The organism is Microvirga sesbaniae (assembly GCF_025460805.1).
In the GTDB taxonomy this organism is placed as follows: domain Bacteria; phylum Pseudomonadota; class Alphaproteobacteria; order Rhizobiales; family Beijerinckiaceae; genus Microvirga; species Microvirga sesbaniae.
Genome location: NZ_JAMXFJ010000013.1, coordinates 38552 through 60037, shown reverse-complemented (window position 1 = coordinate 60037; position 21486 = coordinate 38552). Strand labels below are relative to the sequence as shown.

The following is a 21486-nucleotide window of genomic DNA, read 5'->3' as shown; positions in this document are numbered from 1 at the left end:
ACACCTGCAGGGACACCCGCAGGCACACCTGGCCGCCTTTCGATTGTGCGGGGCGAGGCTTACGCGGCCGCCTCCGCGGCCCGAACGGCCTCCTCGAGCCGCGCCGCTCTGGACTCCACGGCCAGCTCCACGAGGGCATCCGTCAACATCGTGGCGGTCGGATCCGCCAGCGGTTCATCGCGGAACAGGCGCAGGGTCGAGGCCACCAGACGTCCGCGGCCATAGGAGCGCTCGACGCCGAGCGCCACGGGCTTGTGGATCCAGCCGACCACGAGGCCGGAGAACACGCGCGCCTGGAAGTCGAGCAGGTTGCAGTTCGCGATCACGTAATCGGGCAGCACCCGGTCCATGGTTTCGTCGAGGAGGGGGCCGGAGGGGAACCGGGCGAAATGTCCCGAGCGCCGCAGCCAGCCGAAGGACGAGGCCCAGTCTCCGGACCAGAGGGTGCCGGCGCGCGCCTGCACCCGGACGGCCTGCCAGTGCGGGAAGAACGGATAGAGGGTCATGTCCTCTTCCGGCAGGAGCAGGAGCTTGGCGCCCGCCCGCACATGATCCGCGATCGCCTTGTTGTGCGTGCGGGACACGATCAGGGTCGATTCCTCGAACGCGCGGGCGATGCTGTAGCCCAGCGCCCGGAACCGCTCCCGGATGTCCTCGTCCGGCGACCAGACCAGCTCGCGCGCATGAACGGGCCTCGTGCGCTTGGGATGGATCGCGATGTCGTGGTGGTTATGCGCGACCACGCGACCATCGGCGGTGCGCAGATCGAGGCTGATGCGCCGCAGGGAGGGTTCGTCCATTCCCGGCACGGGGATCTCGATGCGGCCGAGATCGAGCACGGCCGGCGCCTCGAGGCGGGGCAGGGACAGGATCTGGCTCTCGCCGCAGAGGGAGATCTCCAGCGTGCAATCCTCGAGAACCGGTCCGGCCCCGTGGGCGATCGCCAGACCGAGGACGGCCGTCTCGTCGGACCAGTAAGAGGCCCGCTCCCATTTCGGCACGATCACCGTATCCGAGTTGACGATGTGGAAGAGCTCATGGAACACGCGCGGGTTGCGACGCATGTCGAGGAGGCCGTTCGATTCCCAATGGCAGTCGTGCAGTTCGGTGATCACGTAGCCGGCGAGGTTCGGCTTCCGACGCATGGCCTCGATCTCGTATTTGAGCGCGCGGAACTGCTGCCATTGTGCCGCGATGACGAAGCGGCGCAGATCGCCGAAGACCCGGTCCAGGCTCCAGTCCGAGAAGCGGTTCTCGACGCCGTGGGCATACATCACGCCCTCGCCCCAGTCGTGCCCGGTCTCGAACCACCAGGGCTCCTCGCCCTTGGCGTCGCGCAGATCCTTCGGATAAGGCAGGCCCCAGTTGCCGAATTCGGAGCACATCAGCGGCTCGCGGCCGGTGATCACTGCATCGCCGTGGGGCGAGTAGAGCCACGAGGCCCTGTTGGACAGCTCGTCGACGAACTGGTCCCACTGCGCCCGATGGTCGGGATAGGCGGCGTAGAAATGGTAATCCGCAATGTCGGATTCCACGTGGAAGCTCGGTGCGAGCGGCGAGTTGTCGACCACGAGGCGCGTCGGATCGTAGGCCTTCAGCCAAGCGAAGGTGCGCTTGAGCCAGTCGCGGTGATCCGCATCGTTGACGAGATCGACGCCCCAGTTCTCATTGATGATCGTCCAGATCACGATGGACGGATGGTTGCCGTCCCGGTCGACGATGCCCTTCAGGAGCTTTTCCTTGCGTCCCCGCGAGCGGTCCGTGGCCATGCCGCCGTTCGGCAGCTCGGTCCAGATCAGCATCCCCATCCGGTCCGCGACCTCGTAATAGCGCGGGTCGGCCGCCTTGATGTGGCAGCGCAGGCAGTTGAGGCCGAGCTCCTTGGCCTTGCGGAACTGGTCCTCCAGGAATTCCACCGACGGCACGGTGCAGATCGTGTCCGGATAGTAATCCTGGTCGAGCGCGGAACGCAGGTAGAGCGGCTCGCCGTTGAGATAGAACTTGCCGTTGCGCGTCTCGATGGAGCGGAAGCCGAAATGGTCCGCGATCTCGTCCTTCACCGCGCCGTTGCGGATGAGTTCGAGGCGGACGCGGTAGAGATTGGGATGGTCAGGCGACCACGCGCGGACGTCGTCGAGCGTGAACTCGAACGGCATCGAGGTGACGCCCACCTGCGTCTCGTGCATCTCGTCGAGGACCACATCGCCCGACGGGTCCGTGACCGCGATGCGGATCTGGGTGGCGTCCGTGAGCGGGCGCGCGAAGAACACCCCGGAGGTCACCCGTCCGGTGGTCAGATTGGGCACGAGCCGCACCCGGTTCATGTGGTCGGAGATGCGGCGCTCGAGGTAGACGGGCTGCCAGATCCCGGACAGGGGGCCGTACCAGCTCTGCTTGCCGAACGGGATTTCGGCGAAGGGCGAATCCGGGAACTCGGCCGGGTTGTCGGTCGGGCTATCGACCCGGACCTTGATCTCGTTCGCCCCGGGCTTGAGGTGGGAGGTCACGTCGAACGAGAACGGCAGGAACCCGCCCTCGTTATGACCCACGGCCTCGCCGTTGACGAACACCTTGGTATTGTGGAACACAGCGCCGAAGCGGATCCAGACGCTGTCGTGCAGCCACGCTTCGTCGATCTCGACGGTCCGGCGATAGATGCCGATGCCGGCGCGCATGCGCAGGTCCGCAAATTGGGCCTGCCAGGGACTTGGCACCGTGATCTGGCGAACCTCCGCCGGGCCGGACAGACGGTCGTCGGCCACATGCAAAAATTCCCAAGTCCCGTCCAGACTGATGCGATTGTCCTGCATGACATCTCCTTGAATCAGAGATTACCCAATGGTTTCGAAAGCGGCGAGAACATGGCCGAAGGCCGGCGATGCGGGAAGGTGCCCAGCCTGCGACATAGGGTGTCGCCGAAGCCTGTTCGAACCATTGGCCCCTCGTCTCTGACCATTGTTGGTGGCCCGTCTCGAACAACGGAGAAACGCTCCATTGGATCCCGAGTCGGATCGATCCCGAGGCCGGTCCGAATGGACGGGCACAGGCAGGAACCGGCTCTTCCATCTCGCGTTGCCCTGATAATGCCGAGCCTTGCTGCTCGCCCGACAAACCGCATTTCTCAAAGAGGCTCCAGATGGCTCAACAGATTCCCGATGATCGTGCCCGACAGGGGGCGTCCGGCCGCCCGGTCCTGGGCGTTCTGATCGGCTCGCTCCTGCTCCTCGCGGTGGCGGTGTCCGGATACATGATCTGGGCAAGCTCGACGTCTCCGGACGACCCGGGCACCGATGCCGCCCGCGCCAACGTGACGGGCTCCACGACCGGCTCCTCGAACGCCAATCCCACCAACCGGATCACGCCCGCCAACCCGGCCTATCCGGCCCCGGGCGCGCAGCCGTCGGCCAACGAAACCCCCAAGCAGTAAGAATTTTCCCTTAGGGAAGCCGGGAGAGGCTGCGGCCTCTCCCGGCTTTTTTGTTGCGCTTCGCCGACCGGGCGGCGACTTTTCGCCGTAATGATTCGCAAAGAACCACCCCGCCGTGGCAGCGCCAGGCACAAGCGGGCCGGTTCTCGGCGCAAGCAGGGCGCTCTTTGAAAGAGACAGGCACCGGACCGATCCGGTGCTGCCGGGAATGCGATAGGGACGACTGAATGATCAGCATGGGGATGAAGCGGCTCTTCCGGGCTGCCGTGATCGTGGCGGGCGTTGCAGCGGGCGGCGCATCCTATGCGCAGCAGGCGCAGACCTCTCCGACCGCCCCGCCGGCTCAGAGCCCCGCCGCGACCCAGCCTCAGGCCGCCGTGCCGGCGCCTGCTCCCATTTCGGCCGAGACGAAGGCGGCCCGCGCCAGGCTCGACGGGTTCAAGGCCGATCTCGACCAGAAGGAAGCGGCCATCCAGGGCCGGACCATGCCGGATGCGGATCTGCAGAACATCCGCCTGCAGATCGAGCCGATCATCGCCGAGATCCGCACGGTCGTCGACGAACAGGCCCCGAAGCTCGAGGCCAGCAAGCAGCGCCTGAGCCAGCTCGGACCGAAGCCCGAGAAGGGCCAGCCCGAGGAGAGCGCCGACGTGGCCCGCGACCGGGCCGAGCGCGAGGCAGCGGTCGCGGAACTGGACGAGACCCAGCGGCTCGGGCGTGCCCTGCTGGTCCAGGCCGAGCAGCTCAACACCCAGATCGGCGACCTGCGCCGGGCGGGGTTCACCCGGGCCCTGTTCGAGCAGAGCGATGGCCTCCTCAGCCCCAGCCTCTGGATGAACGTGGTGCAGGCCGTTCCGCGGGAGCTTCGGGCACTGGGGATCGTCCTGGGCGATGCCCTCGAGCAGGTGCAGCGCAGCACCTCGATCGGCGTGCTGCTTCTTCTCGGCCTGGCCATCGGCGTGGCGATCGCCCTCTATGCCGGGCGCCGCTCCCTCGCGCCGCGCCTCGTGAGGCGGGATCCCGCCGTTACAGACCCGGCCCGCCGCAGCCGCCTTCTGGCCGCCCTCGGCGTGCTGATCCTGGGGGCGGGTCCGGCGATCGCCGGCAGCTGGATCGTCTGGGTGGCGTTCGATTCGGTCGACATCGTCCCGCCGCGGCTCGAGCAGGTCGGCAGGGCCTTTCTGAGCGGCCTGGCCTTCATCGCCTTCGTGCGCGCCCTGATCGACGCGATCCTGGCGCCGGATCATACCTCCTGGCGGCTGATCCCGGTCCGGGATGCCTCCGCGGCCCGGATCATGAGCTTTGCCGTGACCCTGGCGACCGTCATGGTGGCCGGCAAGGTGATCGAGTCGTTCAACGCGGCCATCGCGGCCGCCCTGCCGGTCACGGTCATGACCCGCGCCGTCTTCGCCCTGGCCGCCGGCCTGGTCTTCGCCGAGCTCCTGCGGCGCTTCGCGGCCCGCGAATCCCAGGACGAGGCATGCCTCGGGCCGTACGTCGCCCAGGAGGTCGATATCGGCGGGCCCCTGCGCAGCGTCGGCTGGTTCGTGGTCGCGCTGATCGTCGGCAGCGTGGTGGGCGGCTATGTGGCCCTGGCGTCCTTCGTGGTCGACCAGGCGGTGGGCATTTCCATCGTGATCGCCCTGCTGATCCTCGGCATCGCATTCGCCGACGAGTTCATCGGCGGCTCCCTGCGCGGCCAGACCCGGCTCGCCACGGCGCTCCAGGCCAATACGGGCCTGCGCCGCCGCTCCCTGGAGCAGATCGGCATCCTGGCCAGCGGCATCATGCGGCTGGCCCTGATCGTCATCGCGGTCCTGCTCGTGCTGCTGCCCTGGGGCATCGAGTCGGCCGACGTGACGGGATCGCTCCGGGCCCTGTTCTTCGGGTTCAACGTCGGCGACGTCACGATCTCCCTGTCGTCGATCCTCATCGCGGCCGTGCTGTTCGCCGCGGGCTTCGCCGTCACGCGGGTGATCCAGCGGTGGCTCAACAACACCTTCCTGCCGGCGACCGAGCTCGATGCGGGTCTGCGCAACTCGATCAGCACGGCGGCGGGCTATGTGGGCATCATCATCGCGGGCATGATCGCCTTCACCTATCTGGGCCTCAGCCTGGAGCGGGTGACCATCGTGGCCGGCGCCCTGTCGGTCGGTATCGGTTTCGGCCTGCAATCCATCGTCAACAACTTCATCTCCGGCCTCATCCTCCTGTGGGAGCGCCCCATCCGGGTCGGCGACCTCGTGGTCGTCGGCGACGGAGAGGGCTATGTCCGCCGGATCAACGTGCGCTCGACCGAGATCCAGGCCTTCGACCGCTCGACGATCATCGTGCCGAATTCGAACCTCATCTCCGGCATCGTGCGCAACCGCGTGCGCAACGACCGCGTGGGCCGCGTGCTCGTGTCGATCCCCGTGCCCCGGGCGTCGGATCCGGACCAGGTGGCGGAGATCATGCGCAAGGCGGCCCTCGCGCACCGGGAGGTGATGAGCGAGCCGGCGCCCCGGGTCCTGTTCAAGAAGGTGACCGAAAACACCATCGATTTCGATCTCATCTGCTTCGTGGACGATATCGATGCGGCCGGGCGGGTCTCGAGCGACATCTATTTCGAGATCTTCCGCGGCCTGCGGAAGGCCGGCGTCGGGGTTCCCGCGCCGGCTCCCGCGCCCGAACCGGCCGAGGAGCCGCAGGACAAGGCCGCGAAGGCGGAGGAGAAAGAGGACGAAACCTTAACCCTTCTCAAGGATAAGACGCCCGCATGAAGCGTCTCATCCTCCTGATCCTTCCCGCCCTCGCTCTGTCCGCCTGCCAGAGCGAGAAGCCCGTCCAGCGCAGCCAGACCCCGAGCTTCTACGTGTCGATGGCCCGGGCCGACGCGGTCGTGGACGCCGCCATGGCCCGCGACATGATCGGGGCGTATCGCGGCAACAACGGCCTGCGGCCGCTCACCCTCGATCCCGACCTGCAGGCGGCCGCCCAGGCGGAGGCCGACGCCATGGCCCGGGCCGACAAGCCGAGCTCCGCCGAGGCCTTCAAGGCCCGCCTTGCCTCGGCGGGCTTCACGGGGCCGGCCGCCAACCTGTCCGCCGGCTACCACACCCTGGCCGAAGCCTTCTCCGGCTGGCGCGAGAGCCTGCAGCACAACCGGGTGCTCCTCGATTCCAGGGCGACCCGGATCGGGATCGCCACGGCCTATGCGCCGAATTCCAAGTACAAGGTCTATTGGGCTCTGGCGGTCGCGGCCGACCGCCGCTGACCGCTGCGGCGCTCCGGACAGGGGTCGGATCGGAACTTAACGTATGTGAACGCGCTTTAGCTTGAGGAACTCTCAAGCTCACCGAGTACGCGTTCGACCGATGCCGGATTTCGATCCCAAACTGGGCAAGCAGCTGCCCCCGCCGCCAGCGGTGGGGAGCGATCAGGAGGTCGGTCCCGGCCAAGGCGCCACCCTGGCGAAGGAGGCCGCCATCGCGGCCGCCCATCCTCCCGAGCCGCCCCATGCGCAGGAAATGGCCCCGAGCATCCTCCGGGAGCTGTATCAGCTCTTTCGCGACATGCTCCGGAACGGGAAGGGCTGGCCCATGCTGCGGCTGGGGGCGGCCATCCTTGTCATCCTGGTCGGCAACATGTTCGGCCAGGTGCGTCTCAACCAGTGGAACGGCGCCTTCTTCGATGCCGTCGAGAAGCGGGATTCAGCCACCTTCTTCCATCAGCTCCTGGTCTTCCTGGTCATCATCGCGGTCCTTCTGGCCCTCGTGGTGGCGCAGACCTGGCTTCAGGAGCGGCTCAAGATCCGGTTGCGCCAGCGCCTGACGCAGGTGCTGCTCGACATCTGGCTCATGCCGAACCGGGCCTACCAGATGGGCTTCATGGGCGAGAACAGTGCCCAGCCCGACCAGCGGATGCAGGAGGATTGCCGCCTTTTCTCCGAACTCTCGACGGAGCTCGGGGTCGGCATGCTGCAGGCCTTCCTGCTGCTGGTCAGCTTCATCGGCGTCCTGTGGGCGCTGTCGGGGCCCGTGAGCTTCACGTTGGGCGGCCGCGAGATCACCATCCCGGGCTACATGGTCTGGGTCGCGGTCGGCTACGCCGGGATCGGATCCGGGCTGACCTGGCTCGTCGGGCGTCCGATGATCCGCCTGAACACCCTGCGCTATGCCCGCGAGGCGGAGCTGCGCTTCGCGCTCGTGCGCGTGAACGAGAGCGCCGAGAGCGTCGCCCTCTACAACGGCGAGCCGGACGAGCGCCGAAACCTCGACGAGTTCGTCGAGGCGGTCCTCAAGGCGTCGCGGCGCCTCTCCGGCGGCCTGGCGCGCCTGACCTGGATCACCTCGGGCTATGGCTGGCTCGCCATCGTGGTGCCGATCCTCGCGGCCGCGCCGGACTATTTCGCGGGACGCCTGTCCTTCGGCGAGATGATGATGGTGGTCGGCGCCTTCAATCAGGTGCAGTCGGCTCTGCGCTATTTCGTCGACAACTTCCCGAAGATCGCCGATTGGCGCTCCGCCGTCCTGCGCGTCGCGACGTTCCGGCAGGCCGCCATCGATCTCGACGAGGTCACGGCCGAGAGCCGCAAGATCGAGATCGGCCCCCACCCCAAGGGCTGGCTGAGCTTCGAGGCCGTCTCGATCGCGCTCAACGACGGCAGCATCCTCATCGAGGATGCGACGGCCGAGATCCGGCCCGGCGAGCGGGTGCTGATCATGGGCGAATCGGGCGCCGGCAAGAGCACGCTGTTCCGGGCCATTTCCGGCCTCTGGCCCTGGGGCTCCGGCCGCATCCGCATCCCGAAGCCCGAGGAGATGATGTTCCTGCCGCAGCGGCCCTATCTGCCCTTGGGATCGCTCAGAGCCGCCATCAGCTATCCGGCCTCGCCCGAGACCTTCGAGGATGCCGATGTGCGCAAGGCCCTCGAACGCTGCGGCCTGGGCGAGTTCGTCGAGATGCTCGACAGGCACGAGCGCTGGGACCGGAGCCTGTCGCTGGGCCAGCAGCAGCGGGTGGCCTTCGCCCGGGTGCTGCTGCACAAGCCCCGGTGGGTGTTCATGGACGAGGCGACCTCGGCCCTCGACGAGGAGAACCAGGCGTCGATGCTGGCCTTGTTCGAGAACGAGCTGAACGGGGCGAGCGTCCTGTCGATCGGGCACCGGCCCGGCCTCGAGGAGTTCCACACGAGAACCCTGCATATCCGCAAGACGAAGGAAGGGGCCATTCTTCTGGCCCGGCCCCGGTCGCGGGGGAGCGAGCGCTCGTCGAAGCTCGGGCCGAAATGGATCGGGCGCTTCCGCCGGAGCCTGAAGCCGGCGAGGAGCCGCGCATGACGGGACACGGTTCGGGACCTTTCGGCTTTTCAAGCGGGTTGAAGTACGCGACATCCTTTGGAGTTCGCTTCGTTCGCAGGTAGATCCCCATGCGGCTGATCAGGCTTTACATCCGTGTCCTCGGCCAGCTCGGGTCCGACCTGAGGGTCGGCGCGCTGCTCGCCCTGGCCAATATCGCGCTGGCGATCTCGGCTTTCGCCGAGCCCATCCTGTTCGGGCGCATCATCGATGTGCTCACCCGCGCGCAGATGCCGAACGCCGCACCCGTGACCTTCGGGACCCTCACGCCCCTCATCCTCGCCTGGGTGGCCTTCGGGCTGTTCTCCATCGGGGCCGGCGCCCTGGTGGCGCTCCATGCGGACCGGCTGGCGCACCGGCGGCGGCTGGCCGTGGTGGCGAGCTATTTCGAGCACGTGCTCGAACTGCCGCTCGCCTTCCACACCTCGACCCATTCCGGCCGCGTGCTGAAGGTGATGCTCGAGGGCTCGGGCGCCATGTCGTGGCTCTGGCTCGGCTTCTTCCGCGAGCATCTGTCGGCCCTGATCGCCCTCGTCGTGCTCCTGCCGCTGACCGTGTTCCTGAACTGGCGCCTGGGCCTGCTCCTCGTGGCGCTGGTCGTGGTCTTCGCGTTTCTCACCGCCATCGTGCTGCGCAAGACGGAAACCCTCCAGGGCTCCGTGGAGCGCTATCATTCGAGCCTCGCCGAGCATGCCTCGGACGCGCTGGGCAACGTGCCGGTGATCCAGTCCTTCACCCGCGTGGAAGCGGAGAGCCGCTCCCTGCGGACCATCATCCAGCAATTGCTCCAGGCGCAGAACCCGGTGCTGTCCTGGTGGGCGCTCGCCTCCGTGGCGTCGCGCGCGTCGGCGACGATCACCGTCACGGCGATCTTCCTTCTCGGCACCTGGCTTCATCTGAACGGATTGGCGACCATCGGCGAGGTCGTCATGTTCATGAGCATGGCCACCATGCTGATCGGCCGATTGGAACAGGCGGTGAGCTTCATCAACCAGCTCTTCATGCAGGCGCCGAAGCTGCAGGAATTCTTCGAGATCCTGGACACCGCCCCGGTCGTGCACGACCGCGCCAATGCCCGGAACGTGGAGCGCTACCGGGGCGACGTGGTCTTCGACACCGTCAGCTTCTCCTATGACGGCAAGCGCTCCGCCGTGCAGGACGTGTCCTTCACGGTGCAGGCCGGCGAGAACGTGGCGCTGGTCGGCGCCACCGGATCCGGCAAGTCGACGACGCTCGGGCTGCTGCACCGGGCCTTCGATCCGCAATCGGGGTCCATCCGCATCGATGGCCTCGATATCCGCGACGTCACGCTCTCGTCCCTGCGTCGCAATATCGGCGTGGTGTTCCAGGAGCCGATGCTGTTCGCGCGCACCATCCGCGAGAACCTGCAGGTCGGACGCCCGGACGCCACGGATCAGGAGATGATCGAAGCCCTGGAGCGGGCGCAGGCCATCGAGTTCATCTCGCGACAGGCGGAGGGGCTCGACACCGTCATCGGCGAGCGCGGGCGCTCGCTGTCGGGCGGCGAGCGTCAGCGCCTGTCGATCGCCCGCGCGCTCCTGAAGAACCCGCCGATCCTCATCCTCGACGAGGCGACGAGCGCGCTCGACGCCGCCACCGAGCGCAAGCTGCAGCTCGCCCTCGACGAGGTGATGAAGGGACGCACGACTTTCGTGATCGCCCACCGCCTCGCCACCATCCGCAACGCCAACCGGATCCTCGTGTTCGATCAGGGCCGCGTCATCGAGACCGGCACCTTCGACGACCTCGTGGCGAAGGGCGGCCGGTTCGCCGAGCTCGCCCGGGCGCAGTTCATGGCCTCCGAGGAGCCGCCGCCGAAGCGCGTGAAAGTGTCGGCCCACGCATGACCCGGAGCTTCGATCCCGAGACGACGGGCAGCCGCCATCGGGTCGGCGCCGTGACCCTCCATGCGGTGGAGGCGGGCCCCGAGGATGGGCCGCTCGTGATCCTGCTCCACGGCTTTCCCGAGTTCTGGTGGGGGTGGCGCTCCCAGATCGGCCCTCTCGCGGAGGCCGGGTTCCGCGTGCTCGCGCCGGATCAGCGCGGCTACAATCTCAGCGACAAGCCCGCCGGCCGGCGGGCCTACGACCTCGACATCCTGGCGGGTGACGTGGTCGGGCTGGCCGATGCGCTCGGGCGTGAAACCTTCTCCGTGGTCGGCCACGACTGGGGCGGGCTCGTCGCCTGGTGGACGGCGTCCCGCCATCCGGACCGCGTCGAAAAGCTCGTGGTGCTCAATGCGCCCCACCCGAGCGTCGCCGGCGCCTATATGCGCGCGCATCCGAGCCAGATGTTCAGGAGCCTCTATGTGGGGTTCTTCCAGATCCCGCGCCTGCCCGAGGCGATGCTGTCGGCGAACGGTCATCGCAGCCTGAAGGATGCCCTTCGGCGCACGAGCCGTCCCGGCACGTTCTCCGACGAGGATCTGGCCCGTTACGAGACGGCCTGGTCCCGGCCGGGCGCGCTCACCGCCATGCTCAACTGGTATCGCGCGCTGCCGTTCAGGCCGGACATGAAGGATCCTGCGGTCCTGCCGCCGACGCTCGTGGTCTGGGGCACGGGCGACCGGTTCCTCGAACGGGGGTTGGCGGAGGCGAGCCTTGCCCTGTGCCGCTCGGGCAGCGTCCGCTGGATCGAGACCGCCACGCACTGGGTCCAGCACGAGGAGCCCGATGCGGTGAATGCGGCGCTGGCGGACTTCTTGAAGGGGTGACCAGCCGATCTTCCGGTCCATCCCATCTCGTCATCACCGGCCTCGTGCCGGTGATCCCGATCCAGGAGGCGCCGCGCCTCTCCGCATCGGGATGGCGGGACAAGCCCGGCCATGGCGGGCCTGGTTCACCCGGATCCTACTCGGCCCTCGCCCGAACGGTTGTGAGCGGCGTGATCCTGAGCGCCATGATCCGGTTGCGCGACTTGCGCAGCACCTGGAAGCGGAAGCCGTGGAAGGTGAAGATCTGACCCGTGTCGGGAATGGTCTGGGCCTCGTGGATGACGAGGCCCGCGATGGTGGTGGCCTCCTGGTCCGGCAGGTTCCAGTCCATGGCCCGGTTGAGGTCGCGGATCGGCACGGAGCCGTCGACGTTGACCGAGCCGTTCGGCTGAGGCCGCACGCCCTGGACCGAGAGATCGTGCTCGTCCTTGATGTCGCCCACGATCTCCTCGAGGATGTCCTCCAGGGTCACGAGGCCCATCACCTCGCCGTATTCGTCGACCACGAGGGCGAAGTGGGTCTTCTTGGCGAGAAAGGCCTTCAATTGGTCGCGCAGCGACGTGGTGTCGGGCACGAACCAGGTTTCCAGCGCGATCGCCTCGACCTTGAGCCTGCCCGCGTCGCCCCCGACCGCATCGAGCGCCCGCAGCAGGTCCTTGGCATGGAGCACGCCGACGATGTTCTCCTGGCTCCCGCGCCAAAGCGGCATGCGGGTATAGGGCGAGGACAGCACCTCGCGCACGATCTCCTCGGACGAGAGATCCGCGTTGATGGTGCGCATCTTGGTGCGGTGGACCATCACCTCCGAGACCGTCAGGTCCTCGAGGTCGAGGAGGCCGCCCAGCATGTCGCGCTCCACCTTGGCGACGCCGCCCTCCTTGTGCAGCAGGGCGACCTGTCCGCGGATCTCCTCGCTGGCCGAGAGGATCGGGGTGTTCGCCCCGATCCGGATGCCGAAGGGGCGCAGCATGAGCCGCACGATCCGCTCGATGGCGATGGCGAGCGGCCCCAGAAACGCCACCGCCCAGGTCATGGGCCGCGAGAGGGCGAGCGACACGGTCTCGGGTGACGAGATGGCGACGGTCTTCGGCAGCACCTCGGCGAAGACGATCACCAGGACCGACATGATCACCGTGGCGTAGATCGCGCCCTCCTGGCCGAAGATCGCCACGAGCACGCTGGTGGCGAAGGCCGAGACGCCGATATTGACGATGTTGTTGCCGATCAGCACCGTGCCGATGAAGCGCTCGCGCATCTCGAGCAGGCGGTTCACCAGCTTGGCGCGCCGGTCGCCGCCCTTTTCCAGCACCAGCATGCGCGAGCGCGACGCGCCCGTAAACGCCGTCTCGCCGGCCGAGAAGAAGGCCGAGAGCAGAAGGCAGAAGACGACGACCAGGGCCGCAAACCAGAGATCGCCGGAGGAATCTTCGATCATGACCGTGACGGTTCGAGTTCGCTGTCCAGAAAGCTGCGGACCTTGTCGGCCTCGATGCCGGGAGCGATGAAGCTCTGCCCGATGCCCCGGGCCAGGATGAAGGTCAGGGCGCCGCCCTTCACCTTCTTGTCCTGGGCCATGGCGTCGAGAAGCGCGTCGACCGTGCCGCAGCCCCCGGGAACATGGGAGAGGCGCGTGGGAAGTCCAGCGGCCGACAGGTGCGCCTCGACGCGCGCGGCATCCGCCGCCGGGCACAGGCCGAGCGCGGCCGAGAAGCGGAACGCCAGGCACAGGCCGATGGCGACGCCCTCCCCATGGACGAGGCGCGCCGAATCGTACCGGGTGATCCGCTCGAGCGCATGGCCGAAGGTGTGGCCGAGATTGAGGAGCGCCCGGTCGCCGTTCTCGTGCTCGTCGCGCACCACCACGGCGGCCTTGGCGCGGCAGCTCTGCGCCACCGCCTCGTCCCGCTCGGGTGAGCCGGCGAAGATGCCCCGCCAGTTCGCCTCGCACCAGGCGAAGAAGCGCGCGTCGTCGATGAGGCCGTATTTCGCCACCTCGGCGTAGCCCGCACGCATCTCGCGCAGGGGCAGCGTGTCGAGCAGGGCCGTATCGGCCAAGACCAGGCTCGGCTGGTGGAAGGCGCCGACGAGGTTCTTGCCGTGACGCGAATTGATGCCGGTCTTGCCGCCGACCGAGGAATCCACCTGGGACAGCAGGGTGGTCGGCACCTGGACGAAGCGTACGCCCCGGCGCGCCACTGCGGCCGCGAAACCCGCCAGGTCCCCGATCACGCCGCCGCCGAGCGCCACCACGAGATCGCCGCGCTCGATCCTGGCGGCCAGCACGGCGTCGCAGACCTGTTCCAGGCTGGCATAGGACTTGGTGGCCTCGCCGGGCGGCAGCGTGGTCACGGACGCGCGCAGGCCCTGAGCCTCCAGGGCTCCGGCCAGAGCCCCGGCATAGAGCGGCCCCACATGCTCGTCCGTCACAATGGCGGCCGCGCGGGCGCCCAAGGCCGCGATGCGCGATCCGGCCGTCTCGACCACGCCGCGCCCGACCAGGATGTCGTAGGCGCGGTCCCCGAGCGGGACCGGAACCGTGATGAGGGACCGGTCGTCCCTCCGGGAGGCGGGACGCGTCATGGCTCGGCATTTCCCTGGTGTTCGCGGGCGAACCAGTCGCCCAGTGCCTTGATGACGTCGGCGACGACCCGGTCGTGCGGGGCCTCGTGGGAATCGATGGTCACGTCCGCCGTGGCATAGACCGGGTAGCGCAGCTCCATCAGGCGGCGCATGGTGCCTTCCGGGTCGGGGTTCTGCAGGAGCGGGCGGGTCGCCCGCTTGCGCACGCGGCGCATGAGGATGTCGAGGTCGGCCTTGAGCCAGAGCGAGACGCCGTGCTCGGCGATGCGCTGGCGGGTCTCCTCGTTCATGAAGGCGCCTCCGCCCGTGGCGAGCACGATCGGCCCCTCCTGCAGGAGGCGGGCGATCACGCGGCGCTCGCCGTCGCGGAAATGGGCCTCGCCATGGATGGCGAAGATCTCGGGGATCGTCATGCCGGCCGCGGCCTCGATCTCGTGATCGGCGTCGCGGAACGGCAGCTTGAGCGTCTGCGCGAGCCTGCGGCCCACCGTGCTCTTTCCGGCGCCCATGAGCCCGACGAGCACGAGCGATCGCGTGCCGAGCTGGCGGCTGATCGGATGGCCGCGCCGGCTTGACTGGTCTTGCCCGCCGACTTCATCGAGCGAATTGAAGCGGCTGATATTGTTCATGGCCTCAGTCCTAGCACGGGCGCGGCGGCCTGTCACAAGGGCGTTATTCCCCTTTCCCTGGCAAACTTAACCGACGTGAGGGACTTGCCTTCGCGGCCCTGGCATGGTTCTAGCGGTTCAACGTCTCAAGAGGCTCACGTGCCCACCCTGTTCCGGTTCCTCCTCGTCGTCGCCATTCTCGCGGGCCTTGGCTTCGCGGCCATGTTTGCGCTCGCGACCTTCGTCGACCCCAATCCGCGCGAGATCACGGTCCCGGTGCCCACCAGCCGCACGCCCTCGTCCTCATGAGCGGCGCGCGCCACGCGAGCCTCTTCCTCGACATGCTGGCCGCCGAGCGGGGCGCCTCCAAGAACACGCTCGAGGCCTACCGGCGCGATCTCGACGACTACCTCGCCTACCTGAAGGAAACCGGCGGCGAGCCGGACACGGCGGGTTCCGCCACGATCCGGGGCTTCATGGCAAGCCTGGAGGAGCGCGGCCTGAAAGCCTCCTCGGCCGCCCGCAGGCTCTCGGCGGTGCGCCAGTTCCACAAGTTCCTCTACGTGGAAGGCTATGCCCCGGCCGACCCGACCGCCGCGGTTTCGGCGCCGAAGCGGGGACGGGCGCTGCCGAAAGTGCTCTCCGTGGCCGAGGTCGACCGTCTGCTGCAGGTGGCCTATGAGGGCATTCAGCACCCGGAGGCCCCACCGTCCGAGCGTCTTCGCGCCGCCCGCATGGCCTGCCTGCTGGAGTTGCTCTACGCCACGGGCCTGCGCGTCTCGGAGCTCGTCGCCCTGCCGCGCAGCGCCGCCAGGTCCCGCGACCGGTTCCTCGTGGTCCGCGGCAAGGGCGCCAAGGAACGGCTCGTTCCGCTGACCGACGCGGCCCGGGATGCGGCGCGCGCCTATCTGGCCCTGCTGGAGGAGCGGACCAAGGCTGCCGGCCCCTGGCTGTTTCCAGCCGACAGCGAGAGCGGCCATCTCACCCGCCAGGCCTTCGCCCGCGACCTGAAGGCGCTCGCCGGGGCGGCGGGCCTGCGAGCCGACAGGGTCAGCCCCCACGTGCTCCGCCACGCCTTCGCCAGCCACTTGCTCCAGAACGGGGCCGACCTGCGCGTGGTGCAGGAGCTTCTGGGCCATTCCGACATCTCGACCACGCAGATCTACACCCATGTGCTGGACGAGCGCCTGAAGAGCATGGTGCGCGATCTTCACCCGCTTGCGGAGGGGGAAGGGTAGCGCTCTTCCGGCCATCCCGGGCTTGTCCCGATGATCCCGTTCGTCTGGAACGCCGAGCCCTACCATGGGGGACGGCCGGCACGAGGCCGGCCATGACGACGGCCGCGCGTATTACCGCCTCTTCAGCAGGAACACGCCCTGGTCGCCGAGCAGGTTCCACACCCACCAGGGCAGGGTCACCCGGATCGGCTGGCCGCCCGCGTTGAGCGCCACGGCCTTCTCCATCTGGGCGCCGACCTCCCGGCACAGCTCCACGAAGTCCCGGATGGTGCAGAAATGGATGTTGGGGGTGTCGTACCAGGAATAGGGCAGGTTCTCGGTCATGGGCATCCGGCCCCGGACGCCGAGATCGAAGCGCACGCGCCAATGGCCGAAATTCGGGAAGGACACGATGGCCCGGCGGCCGATGCGCAGGAGATGCTCCAGCACCACCCGGGGCTGCCGTGTGGCCTGGATGGTCTGGGACAGGATCACGTAGTCGAAGGCATCGTCCGGGTAATCGGCGAGATCGGTGTCGGCATCGCCCTGGATCACCGGCAGGCCCTTGGCCAGGCACGCGTTCACGCCCTCGCGGGAGATCTCGATGCCGCGGCCGTCGACCCCCCGGCGGTCGCGCAGGATCGCCAGGAGCGAGCCGTCGCCGCAGCCGATGTCGAGCACCCGCGAGCCCGGCTCGACCATGTCGGCCACGAGAAGGAAGTCGAGGCGATGGCCGGTCTCGAGATCGGTCGCCGGAAGGGTCGAGGCGATCATGCGATCCCCCGCACCCGCGCGGCCGCATCGATGAAGCCGCGGACGGCGGCGAACATCTCGGGCTCCTCGAGCAGGAAGGCATCGTGGCCCTTGTCGCTCTCCACCTCGACGAAGCCGACGGAGGCCGCCGCGGCGTTCAGGGCGTGGACGATGGCGCGGGAGTCGGAGGTGGGGAAGAGCCAGTCCGACGTGAAGGAGATGAGGCAGAAGCGCGTGGCAGAGCCCTTGAAGGCCTTGGCGAGCGAGCCGCCATGCTCCGCCGCGATGTCGAAATAGTCCATCGCCCGGGTGACGTAGAGATAGGAGTTGGCGTCGAAGCGCTCGACGAAGGAGATGCCCTGGTAGCGCAGGTAGCTCTCGATCTGGAAATCCGCGTCGAAGGAGAAGGTCGGGGCGGACCGGTCCTGGAAGTTGCGGCCGAACTTCCGGTGCAGGGCCATCTCGGACAGATAGGTGATATGCGCCCCCATGCGGGCCACGGCGAGGCCCTTGGAGGGTCGCGTGCCCTCGGTCAGGTAGCGCCCGCCGCGCCATTCCGGATCGGCCATCACGGCCTGGCGGCCGACCTCGTGGAAGGCAATATTCTGGGCGGAGTGGCGGGCAGCGGTCGCGATGGGCAGGGCGGCGAAGACCCGGGTCGAGTAGCTCACGGCCCATTGCAGCACCTGCATGCCGCCCATGGAGCCGCCGACGACGCAGAACAGGCTCTCGATGCCGAGCTTGTCGATCAGGGCCGCCTGGGCCCGCACCATGTCCCGGATGGTGACGACCGGAAAGTCGAGCGCGTAGGGCCGGCCCGTCGCCGGGTCGGTCGAGGCAGGACCGGTGGTGCCCATGCAGCCGCCGATCACGTTGGCGCAGATCACGAAGAAGCGGTTCGTGTCCACGGGCTTGCCGGGCCCGACCATGGTCAGCCACCAGCCGGGCTTGCCCGTCACCGGGTTGTCGTTGGCCACGTGCTGGTCGCCGGTCAGCGCGTGGCAGATCAGAACGGCGTTCGACCTGTCCGCGTTGAGGGTGCCGTAGGTCTGATAGGCGATCTGCCAGGGGGCGAGCGCGATCCCTGAATCCATCATCAGGGGCTCGTGTGCGCCAAACCGCATGACCAGGCTCGACGGGTCGTCGACCTGGCTTCGCGGTTCGGAGGACAGGGGAGCAAATGACATCATTAAACGGAAGAGTTCGTTCTTTCGAACAATCGGTACTGCGGAGCGGCTGCCGCGTCAACGAACATAACGTCTCGTCCGACGGCTCAGGGATCCCGGGGCGCCGAGGTCGCCGCCCGTCCCGGCCACCCTCCGCCCGTTGGGCCACCCTCCGCGTCATCACCGGGCTCGTCCCGGTGATCCCGATGACGTGGAACGCCGCGCTCTTCCGAATCGGGATGGCCGGGACAGGCCCGGCCATGACGTGGAGGGTGAGGTGCGTGCGCGAGGCGCTGTCCGGCTCTGCCATCACACCCACAAGCATCGAGCCGGGCCGCCCGTCGCGTCACCCTCCGCACGTCATGGCCGGCCTTGTGCCGGCCATCCCGATTGCTTTGAGCGCAACGCCTCACAGAAGCGGGATCACCGGGACAAGCCCGGTGATGACGTGAGAGGGTGACCATCGCTGTGGCGCGACCCTTCCGATCGGAACCGCCGGGCACCGTCCGGTCCGTGAGCCTGACGGTGTTCCTGGGGAGTGCTGACCTCCCGGACGACCGGGCGCGTGATCAATGCGCCTCGTCCCAGTTCTGCGCCGCGCGCGCCTCCACGGCGAGAGGGACCTTCAGGGTGATGGCCGGGAAGGGGGCTTCCGTCATCACGCGGGAGATCACCGGCAGGGAGGCGTCGACCTCGTCGTCCGGCACCTCGAACACCAGCTCGTCGTGCACCTGCAAGAGCATGCGGGCGGAGAGGCGCTCCGCCTTCAGGGCGTCCTCCATGCGCACCATGGCCCGGCGGATGATGTCCGCCGCGGTGCCCTGGATCGGCGCGTTGATCGCCTGGCGCTCCACGCCGGCGCGCTCGGACGGGTTGCTCGACCGGATCTGCGGGTAATGGCAGACGCGCCCGAACAGGGTCGTCACGTAGCCCTTGTCCTTACAGAACCGCTTCGTCTCGTCGATATAGGTGCGGATGCCCGGGAAGCGCTCGAAATACTGCTTGATGAAGGTGGAGGCTTCCGCGTTGCCGATGCCGAGGCGCGTGGCGAGGCCGAAGGCCGAGATGCCGTAGATGATGCCGAAATTGATGGTCTTGGCCTGGCGGCGCAGGTCCGGGGTCATCCGGTCGAGCGGCACGCCGAACATGGCGGACGCCGTCGCCGCGTGGATGTCGATGCCTTCCGCGAAGGCCTCCTGCAATTGCGGAATGTCCGCGATATGCGCCAGCAGCCGCAGCTCGATCTGGCTGTAATCGGCCGAGATGATCTTGTGGCCCTCGGGCGCCACGAAGGCCTTGCGGATCTTTCTGCCCGCTTCCGTACGGATCGGGATGTTCTGCAGGTTCGGGTCGGACGAGGACAGGCGCCCGGTCGTGGTGGCGGCGAGCGAGAACGAGGTGTGCACCCGCTTGGTCTCGGGATGCATGTGCTCCTGCAGGGTGTCCGTGTAGGTGGATTTCAGCTTGGAGAGCTGGCGCCATTCGAGGATCTTGGCGGGCAGCTCGTGGCCGGCCTGCGCGAGCTCGTCGAGGAGCGTCGCGGGCGTGGCCCATTGTCCGGACGGGGTCTTCTTCGCGCCGGGCAGGCCCATCTTGCCGAACAGGATGTCGCCGATCTGCTTGGGCGAGCCGAGCGCGAACTTCTCGCCGGCCATCTCGTGGATCTCGTCCTCGAGCCGCGCCAGGGTCTGGGCGAAATCGCCCGAGAGGCGGCTGAGGATCTGCCGGTCGACCATGATGCCGCGCATCTCCATGCGGGCGAGCGTATCGACCATGGGGCGCTCCAGGGTCTCGTACACGGTGGCGCGCCGCTCCGCCACGAGACGGGGTTTCAGCACCTGCCACAGGCGCAGGGTGACGTCCGCATCCTCGGCCGCGTAGGCGGTGGCCTTGGCGATCTCGACCTTGTCGAAGGTCACCTTGTTCCGGCCCGTGCCGGCCACGTCCGAGAAGCTGATCGGCGAGTGGCCGAGATGGCGGCGGGAGAGCTCGTCCATCCCGTGCGAGCCCTTGCCGGCATCGAGCACGTAGGAGATCAGCATCGTGTCGTCGTAGGGCCGCACCTCGATCCCGTGGCGCTTGAACACGACCCAGTCGTATTTCAGGTTCTGGCCGATCTTGAGGATTGCGGAATCCTCCAGGAGCGGGCGCAGGACGTCGAGCGCCTCGCCGACGGGGATCTGGCCCTGGACGAGGCCGCCCCCGAACAGGTTCGATTCGTCCCGGTGCTGCAGCGGCACGTAGCAGGCCTTTCCGGCCTCGAGCGCCAGGGAGACGCCGACGAGATCGGCCCGGTTGGCGTCGAGATCGCTCGTCTCCGTGTCGACCGCCACATGGCCCTGCTCGCGGGCCCGGGCGACCCAGTCCTTCAGGCGATCGAGGCTCGTGACGGTCTCGTAGGCGGTGACGTCGATGGGCACCGACGCGGCTTCCGTCGCGCGCTTCCCGGCGACCTGCGAGGGCGTGCCGATGCCCTCGACGGGTTTGCGCAGGGTCGCCGTCTCCGGCAGGTCGAGGCCCGCGAAGGGATCGACCTCGCCCGCCGCCGCGTCGGCCTTGCCGAAGAACGGCACCGTGTCGTCGGTGGGCGCCGTCACGCCGGTGCCGTCGCCGTCGCGCTCCCAGCGGATCGCCTCGCCGCCGGGCATCAGGCGCGGGTCGGGCTCGATCGCCGAAGGATCGGCGTCGTAGAGCTCGGCGACGCGCCGGGTCAGGGTGTTGAACTCCATGGCCTTGAGGAAGCCGATCAGGGTCTTCGGATCGGGCTCGGGCAGGCGCAGGTCGTCGAGGGGCACGGGCACCGGGGCGTCGCAGTCGAGCGTCACGAGCTTCTTCGACAGGCGCGCGGATTCCGCGTTGGCGATCAGGGTCTCGCGGCGCTTGGGCTGCTTGATCTCGGGGGCGCGCTCCAGGAGCGTTTCGAGATCGCCGTATTCCTTGATCAGCTGGGCGGCGGTCTTGAGCCCGATGCCCGGCACGCCCGGCACGTTGTCGGAGGTGTCGCCCATGAGGGCCAGCACGTCGCCGATCTTTTCCGGCGGGATGCCCTCCCATTTCTCGATGACGGCGGCTTCGTCCAGGTTGCGCTCGGGCCGGTAGCCCGGCTTGCCCTTGGAGCCCGATTCGAAATCGTAGAAGCACACCTTCGGGCCGACGAGCTGCATCAGGTCCTTGTCGGACGAGATGATGAGCACGTCCGCCCCGCGGGCCTTGGCCTGTTGGGTATAGGTGGCGATGAGGTCGTCCGCCTCGTAGCGCTGCAGCTCCACGGGCTCGAGCCCGAAGGCGCGGATCGCCTCGCGCATGATCGGCATCTGGACCTTCAGGTCCTGCGGGGCGTCGGGCCGATGGCCCTTGTAATCCTCGTAGAGCTCCTTGCGGAACGAGCCCTCGGACTTGTCGAGCACGATGGCCAGGTGGGTCGGCCTGAGGCCGGCCGCCCCGTCGCGCATGAACTGCAGGAGCTTGGACACGAAGAGCCGCACCGCCCCGGACGGCATGCCGTCCGACGAGCGGGCATTGTACTTCTGGTCCTGGTTCATGGACTGGAAGTAGGCCCGGAAGATGAAGGAGGAGCCGTCGACGAGGAAGACGTGGTCGCCGGCTTGGACGGGGCGGGATGAGGGCATCGGCTCGGTCGTGGAGAATGGATCGGCCGAAGA

General features: G+C 68.1%; 15 protein-coding genes. 8 read left to right on the top strand and 7 right to left on the bottom strand.

Features of this window, described 5'->3' with window-relative positions:
• Positions 1 to 59: 59 nt before the first annotated feature.
• Positions 60 to 2810 (bottom strand): glycoside hydrolase family 2 protein, encoded by a 2751-nt coding sequence (locus tag OCW50_RS18030; protein WP_262273434.1) that lies wholly within the window; start codon positions 2808 to 2810, stop codon positions 60 to 62.
• Between the two features lie 326 nt (positions 2811 to 3136).
• On the opposite strand from OCW50_RS18030, the gene OCW50_RS18025 reads away from it, so the two are divergent.
• The 6 genes from OCW50_RS18025 (at position 3137) to OCW50_RS18000 (ending at position 11500) form a co-directional block, all read left to right on the top strand.
• Positions 3137 to 3427 carry a hypothetical protein gene (locus tag OCW50_RS18025; RefSeq protein ID WP_262273435.1) on the top strand — a complete coding sequence of 97 codons (291 nt, stop codon included), beginning with the start codon at positions 3137 to 3139 and terminating at the stop codon, positions 3425 to 3427.
• Positions 3428 to 3654: 227 nt separating this feature from the next.
• Positions 3655 to 6189 carry a DUF3772 domain-containing protein gene (locus OCW50_RS18020; protein WP_262298519.1) on the top strand — a complete coding sequence of 845 codons (2535 nt, stop codon included), beginning with the start codon at positions 3655 to 3657 and terminating at the stop codon, positions 6187 to 6189.
• Positions 6186 to 6683, top strand: a complete 498-nt coding sequence (locus tag OCW50_RS18015) for a CAP domain-containing protein (protein ID WP_262298518.1) — start codon at positions 6186 to 6188, stop codon at positions 6681 to 6683. The genes OCW50_RS18020 and OCW50_RS18015 overlap by 4 nt, the downstream gene beginning before the upstream one ends.
• A gap of 100 nt (positions 6684 to 6783) precedes the next feature.
• A complete protein-coding gene (locus OCW50_RS18010) occupies positions 6784 to 8748 on the top strand; it encodes an ABC transporter ATP-binding protein/permease (RefSeq protein WP_262273438.1) in 1965 nt (654 codons plus the stop codon).
• Positions 8749 to 8837: 89 nt separating this feature from the next.
• A complete protein-coding gene (locus OCW50_RS18005; protein WP_262298517.1) occupies positions 8838 to 10634 on the top strand; it encodes a glucan ABC transporter ATP-binding protein/ permease in 1797 nt (598 codons plus the stop codon).
• Positions 10631 to 11500, top strand: coding sequence for an alpha/beta fold hydrolase (locus tag OCW50_RS18000; RefSeq protein ID WP_262298516.1), 870 nt, complete (start codon positions 10631 to 10633; stop codon positions 11498 to 11500). The genes OCW50_RS18005 and OCW50_RS18000 overlap by 4 nt, the downstream gene beginning before the upstream one ends.
• A 136-nt stretch (positions 11501 to 11636) precedes the next feature.
• On the opposite strand, the gene OCW50_RS17995 is transcribed toward OCW50_RS18000, so the two are convergent.
• The 3 genes from OCW50_RS17995 to OCW50_RS17985 are packed head-to-tail and all read right to left on the bottom strand — an operon-like array spanning position 11637 to position 14709.
• Positions 11637 to 12935 carry an HlyC/CorC family transporter gene (locus tag OCW50_RS17995; protein WP_262298515.1) on the bottom strand — a complete coding sequence of 433 codons (1299 nt, stop codon included), beginning with the start codon at positions 12933 to 12935 and terminating at the stop codon, positions 11637 to 11639.
• Positions 12932 to 14080 carry a 3-dehydroquinate synthase gene (aroB, locus tag OCW50_RS17990; RefSeq protein ID WP_262298514.1) on the bottom strand — a complete coding sequence of 383 codons (1149 nt, stop codon included), beginning with the start codon at positions 14078 to 14080 and terminating at the stop codon, positions 12932 to 12934. The genes OCW50_RS17995 and aroB overlap by 4 nt, the downstream gene beginning before the upstream one ends.
• A complete protein-coding gene (locus tag OCW50_RS17985) occupies positions 14077 to 14709 on the bottom strand; it encodes a shikimate kinase (RefSeq protein ID WP_262271100.1) in 633 nt (210 codons plus the stop codon). Before OCW50_RS17985 ends, aroB begins: the two co-directional genes overlap by 4 nt.
• A 138-nt stretch (positions 14710 to 14847) precedes the next feature.
• On the opposite strand from OCW50_RS17985, the gene OCW50_RS17980 reads away from it, so the two are divergent.
• Together OCW50_RS17980 and xerD are read left to right on the top strand one after the other, a co-directional pair.
• The gene (locus tag OCW50_RS17980) at positions 14848 to 14997 is read left to right on the top strand and encodes a histidine kinase (protein WP_262298513.1); all 150 of its coding nucleotides are present in this window, start codon (positions 14848 to 14850) and stop codon (positions 14995 to 14997) included.
• A complete protein-coding gene (xerD, locus tag OCW50_RS17975) occupies positions 14994 to 15926 on the top strand; it encodes a site-specific tyrosine recombinase XerD (protein ID WP_262298512.1) in 933 nt (310 codons plus the stop codon). The genes OCW50_RS17980 and xerD overlap by 4 nt, the downstream gene beginning before the upstream one ends.
• A gap of 111 nt (positions 15927 to 16037) precedes the next feature.
• On the opposite strand, the gene metW is transcribed toward xerD, so the two are convergent.
• From metW to polA, 3 genes are all read right to left on the bottom strand, one after another.
• Positions 16038 to 16679 carry a methionine biosynthesis protein MetW gene (gene metW, locus OCW50_RS17970; RefSeq protein ID WP_262271102.1) on the bottom strand — a complete coding sequence of 214 codons (642 nt, stop codon included), beginning with the start codon at positions 16677 to 16679 and terminating at the stop codon, positions 16038 to 16040.
• The gene (metX, locus tag OCW50_RS17965; protein WP_262298511.1) at positions 16676 to 17848 is read right to left on the bottom strand and encodes a homoserine O-acetyltransferase MetX; all 1173 of its coding nucleotides are present in this window, start codon (positions 17846 to 17848) and stop codon (positions 16676 to 16678) included. The genes metW and metX overlap by 4 nt, the downstream gene beginning before the upstream one ends.
• Positions 17849 to 18393: 545 nt before the next feature.
• A complete protein-coding gene (gene polA / locus OCW50_RS17960; protein ID WP_262298510.1) occupies positions 18394 to 21453 on the bottom strand; it encodes a DNA polymerase I in 3060 nt (1019 codons plus the stop codon).
• Positions 21454 to 21486: the final 33 nt, after the last annotated feature.

Coding starts and splice junctions, on each gene's coding strand:
- OCW50_RS18010 (WP_262273438.1), top strand. CDS start 6,784: ATGCCGGATTTCGATCCCAAACTGGGCAAGCAGCTGCCCCCGCCGCCA.
- OCW50_RS18030 (WP_262273434.1), bottom strand. CDS start 2,810: ATGCAGGACAATCGCATCAGTCTGGACGGGACTTGGGAATTTTTGCAT.
- OCW50_RS18000 (WP_262298516.1), top strand. CDS start 10,631: ATGACCCGGAGCTTCGATCCCGAGACGACGGGCAGCCGCCATCGGGTC.
- polA (WP_262298510.1), bottom strand. CDS start 21,453: ATGCCCTCATCCCGCCCCGTCCAAGCCGGCGACCACGTCTTCCTCGTC.
- xerD (WP_262298512.1), top strand. CDS start 14,994: ATGAGCGGCGCGCGCCACGCGAGCCTCTTCCTCGACATGCTGGCCGCC.
- OCW50_RS18020 (WP_262298519.1), top strand. CDS start 3,655: ATGATCAGCATGGGGATGAAGCGGCTCTTCCGGGCTGCCGTGATCGTG.
- OCW50_RS18025 (WP_262273435.1), top strand. CDS start 3,137: ATGGCTCAACAGATTCCCGATGATCGTGCCCGACAGGGGGCGTCCGGC.
- OCW50_RS18005 (WP_262298517.1), top strand. CDS start 8,838: ATGCGGCTGATCAGGCTTTACATCCGTGTCCTCGGCCAGCTCGGGTCC.
- OCW50_RS17995 (WP_262298515.1), bottom strand. CDS start 12,935: ATGATCGAAGATTCCTCCGGCGATCTCTGGTTTGCGGCCCTGGTCGTC.
- OCW50_RS18015 (WP_262298518.1), top strand. CDS start 6,186: ATGAAGCGTCTCATCCTCCTGATCCTTCCCGCCCTCGCTCTGTCCGCC.
- metW (WP_262271102.1), bottom strand. CDS start 16,679: ATGATCGCCTCGACCCTTCCGGCGACCGATCTCGAGACCGGCCATCGC.
- metX (WP_262298511.1), bottom strand. CDS start 17,848: ATGATGTCATTTGCTCCCCTGTCCTCCGAACCGCGAAGCCAGGTCGAC.
- aroB (WP_262298514.1), bottom strand. CDS start 14,080: ATGACGCGTCCCGCCTCCCGGAGGGACGACCGGTCCCTCATCACGGTT.
- OCW50_RS17985 (WP_262271100.1), bottom strand. CDS start 14,709: ATGAACAATATCAGCCGCTTCAATTCGCTCGATGAAGTCGGCGGGCAA.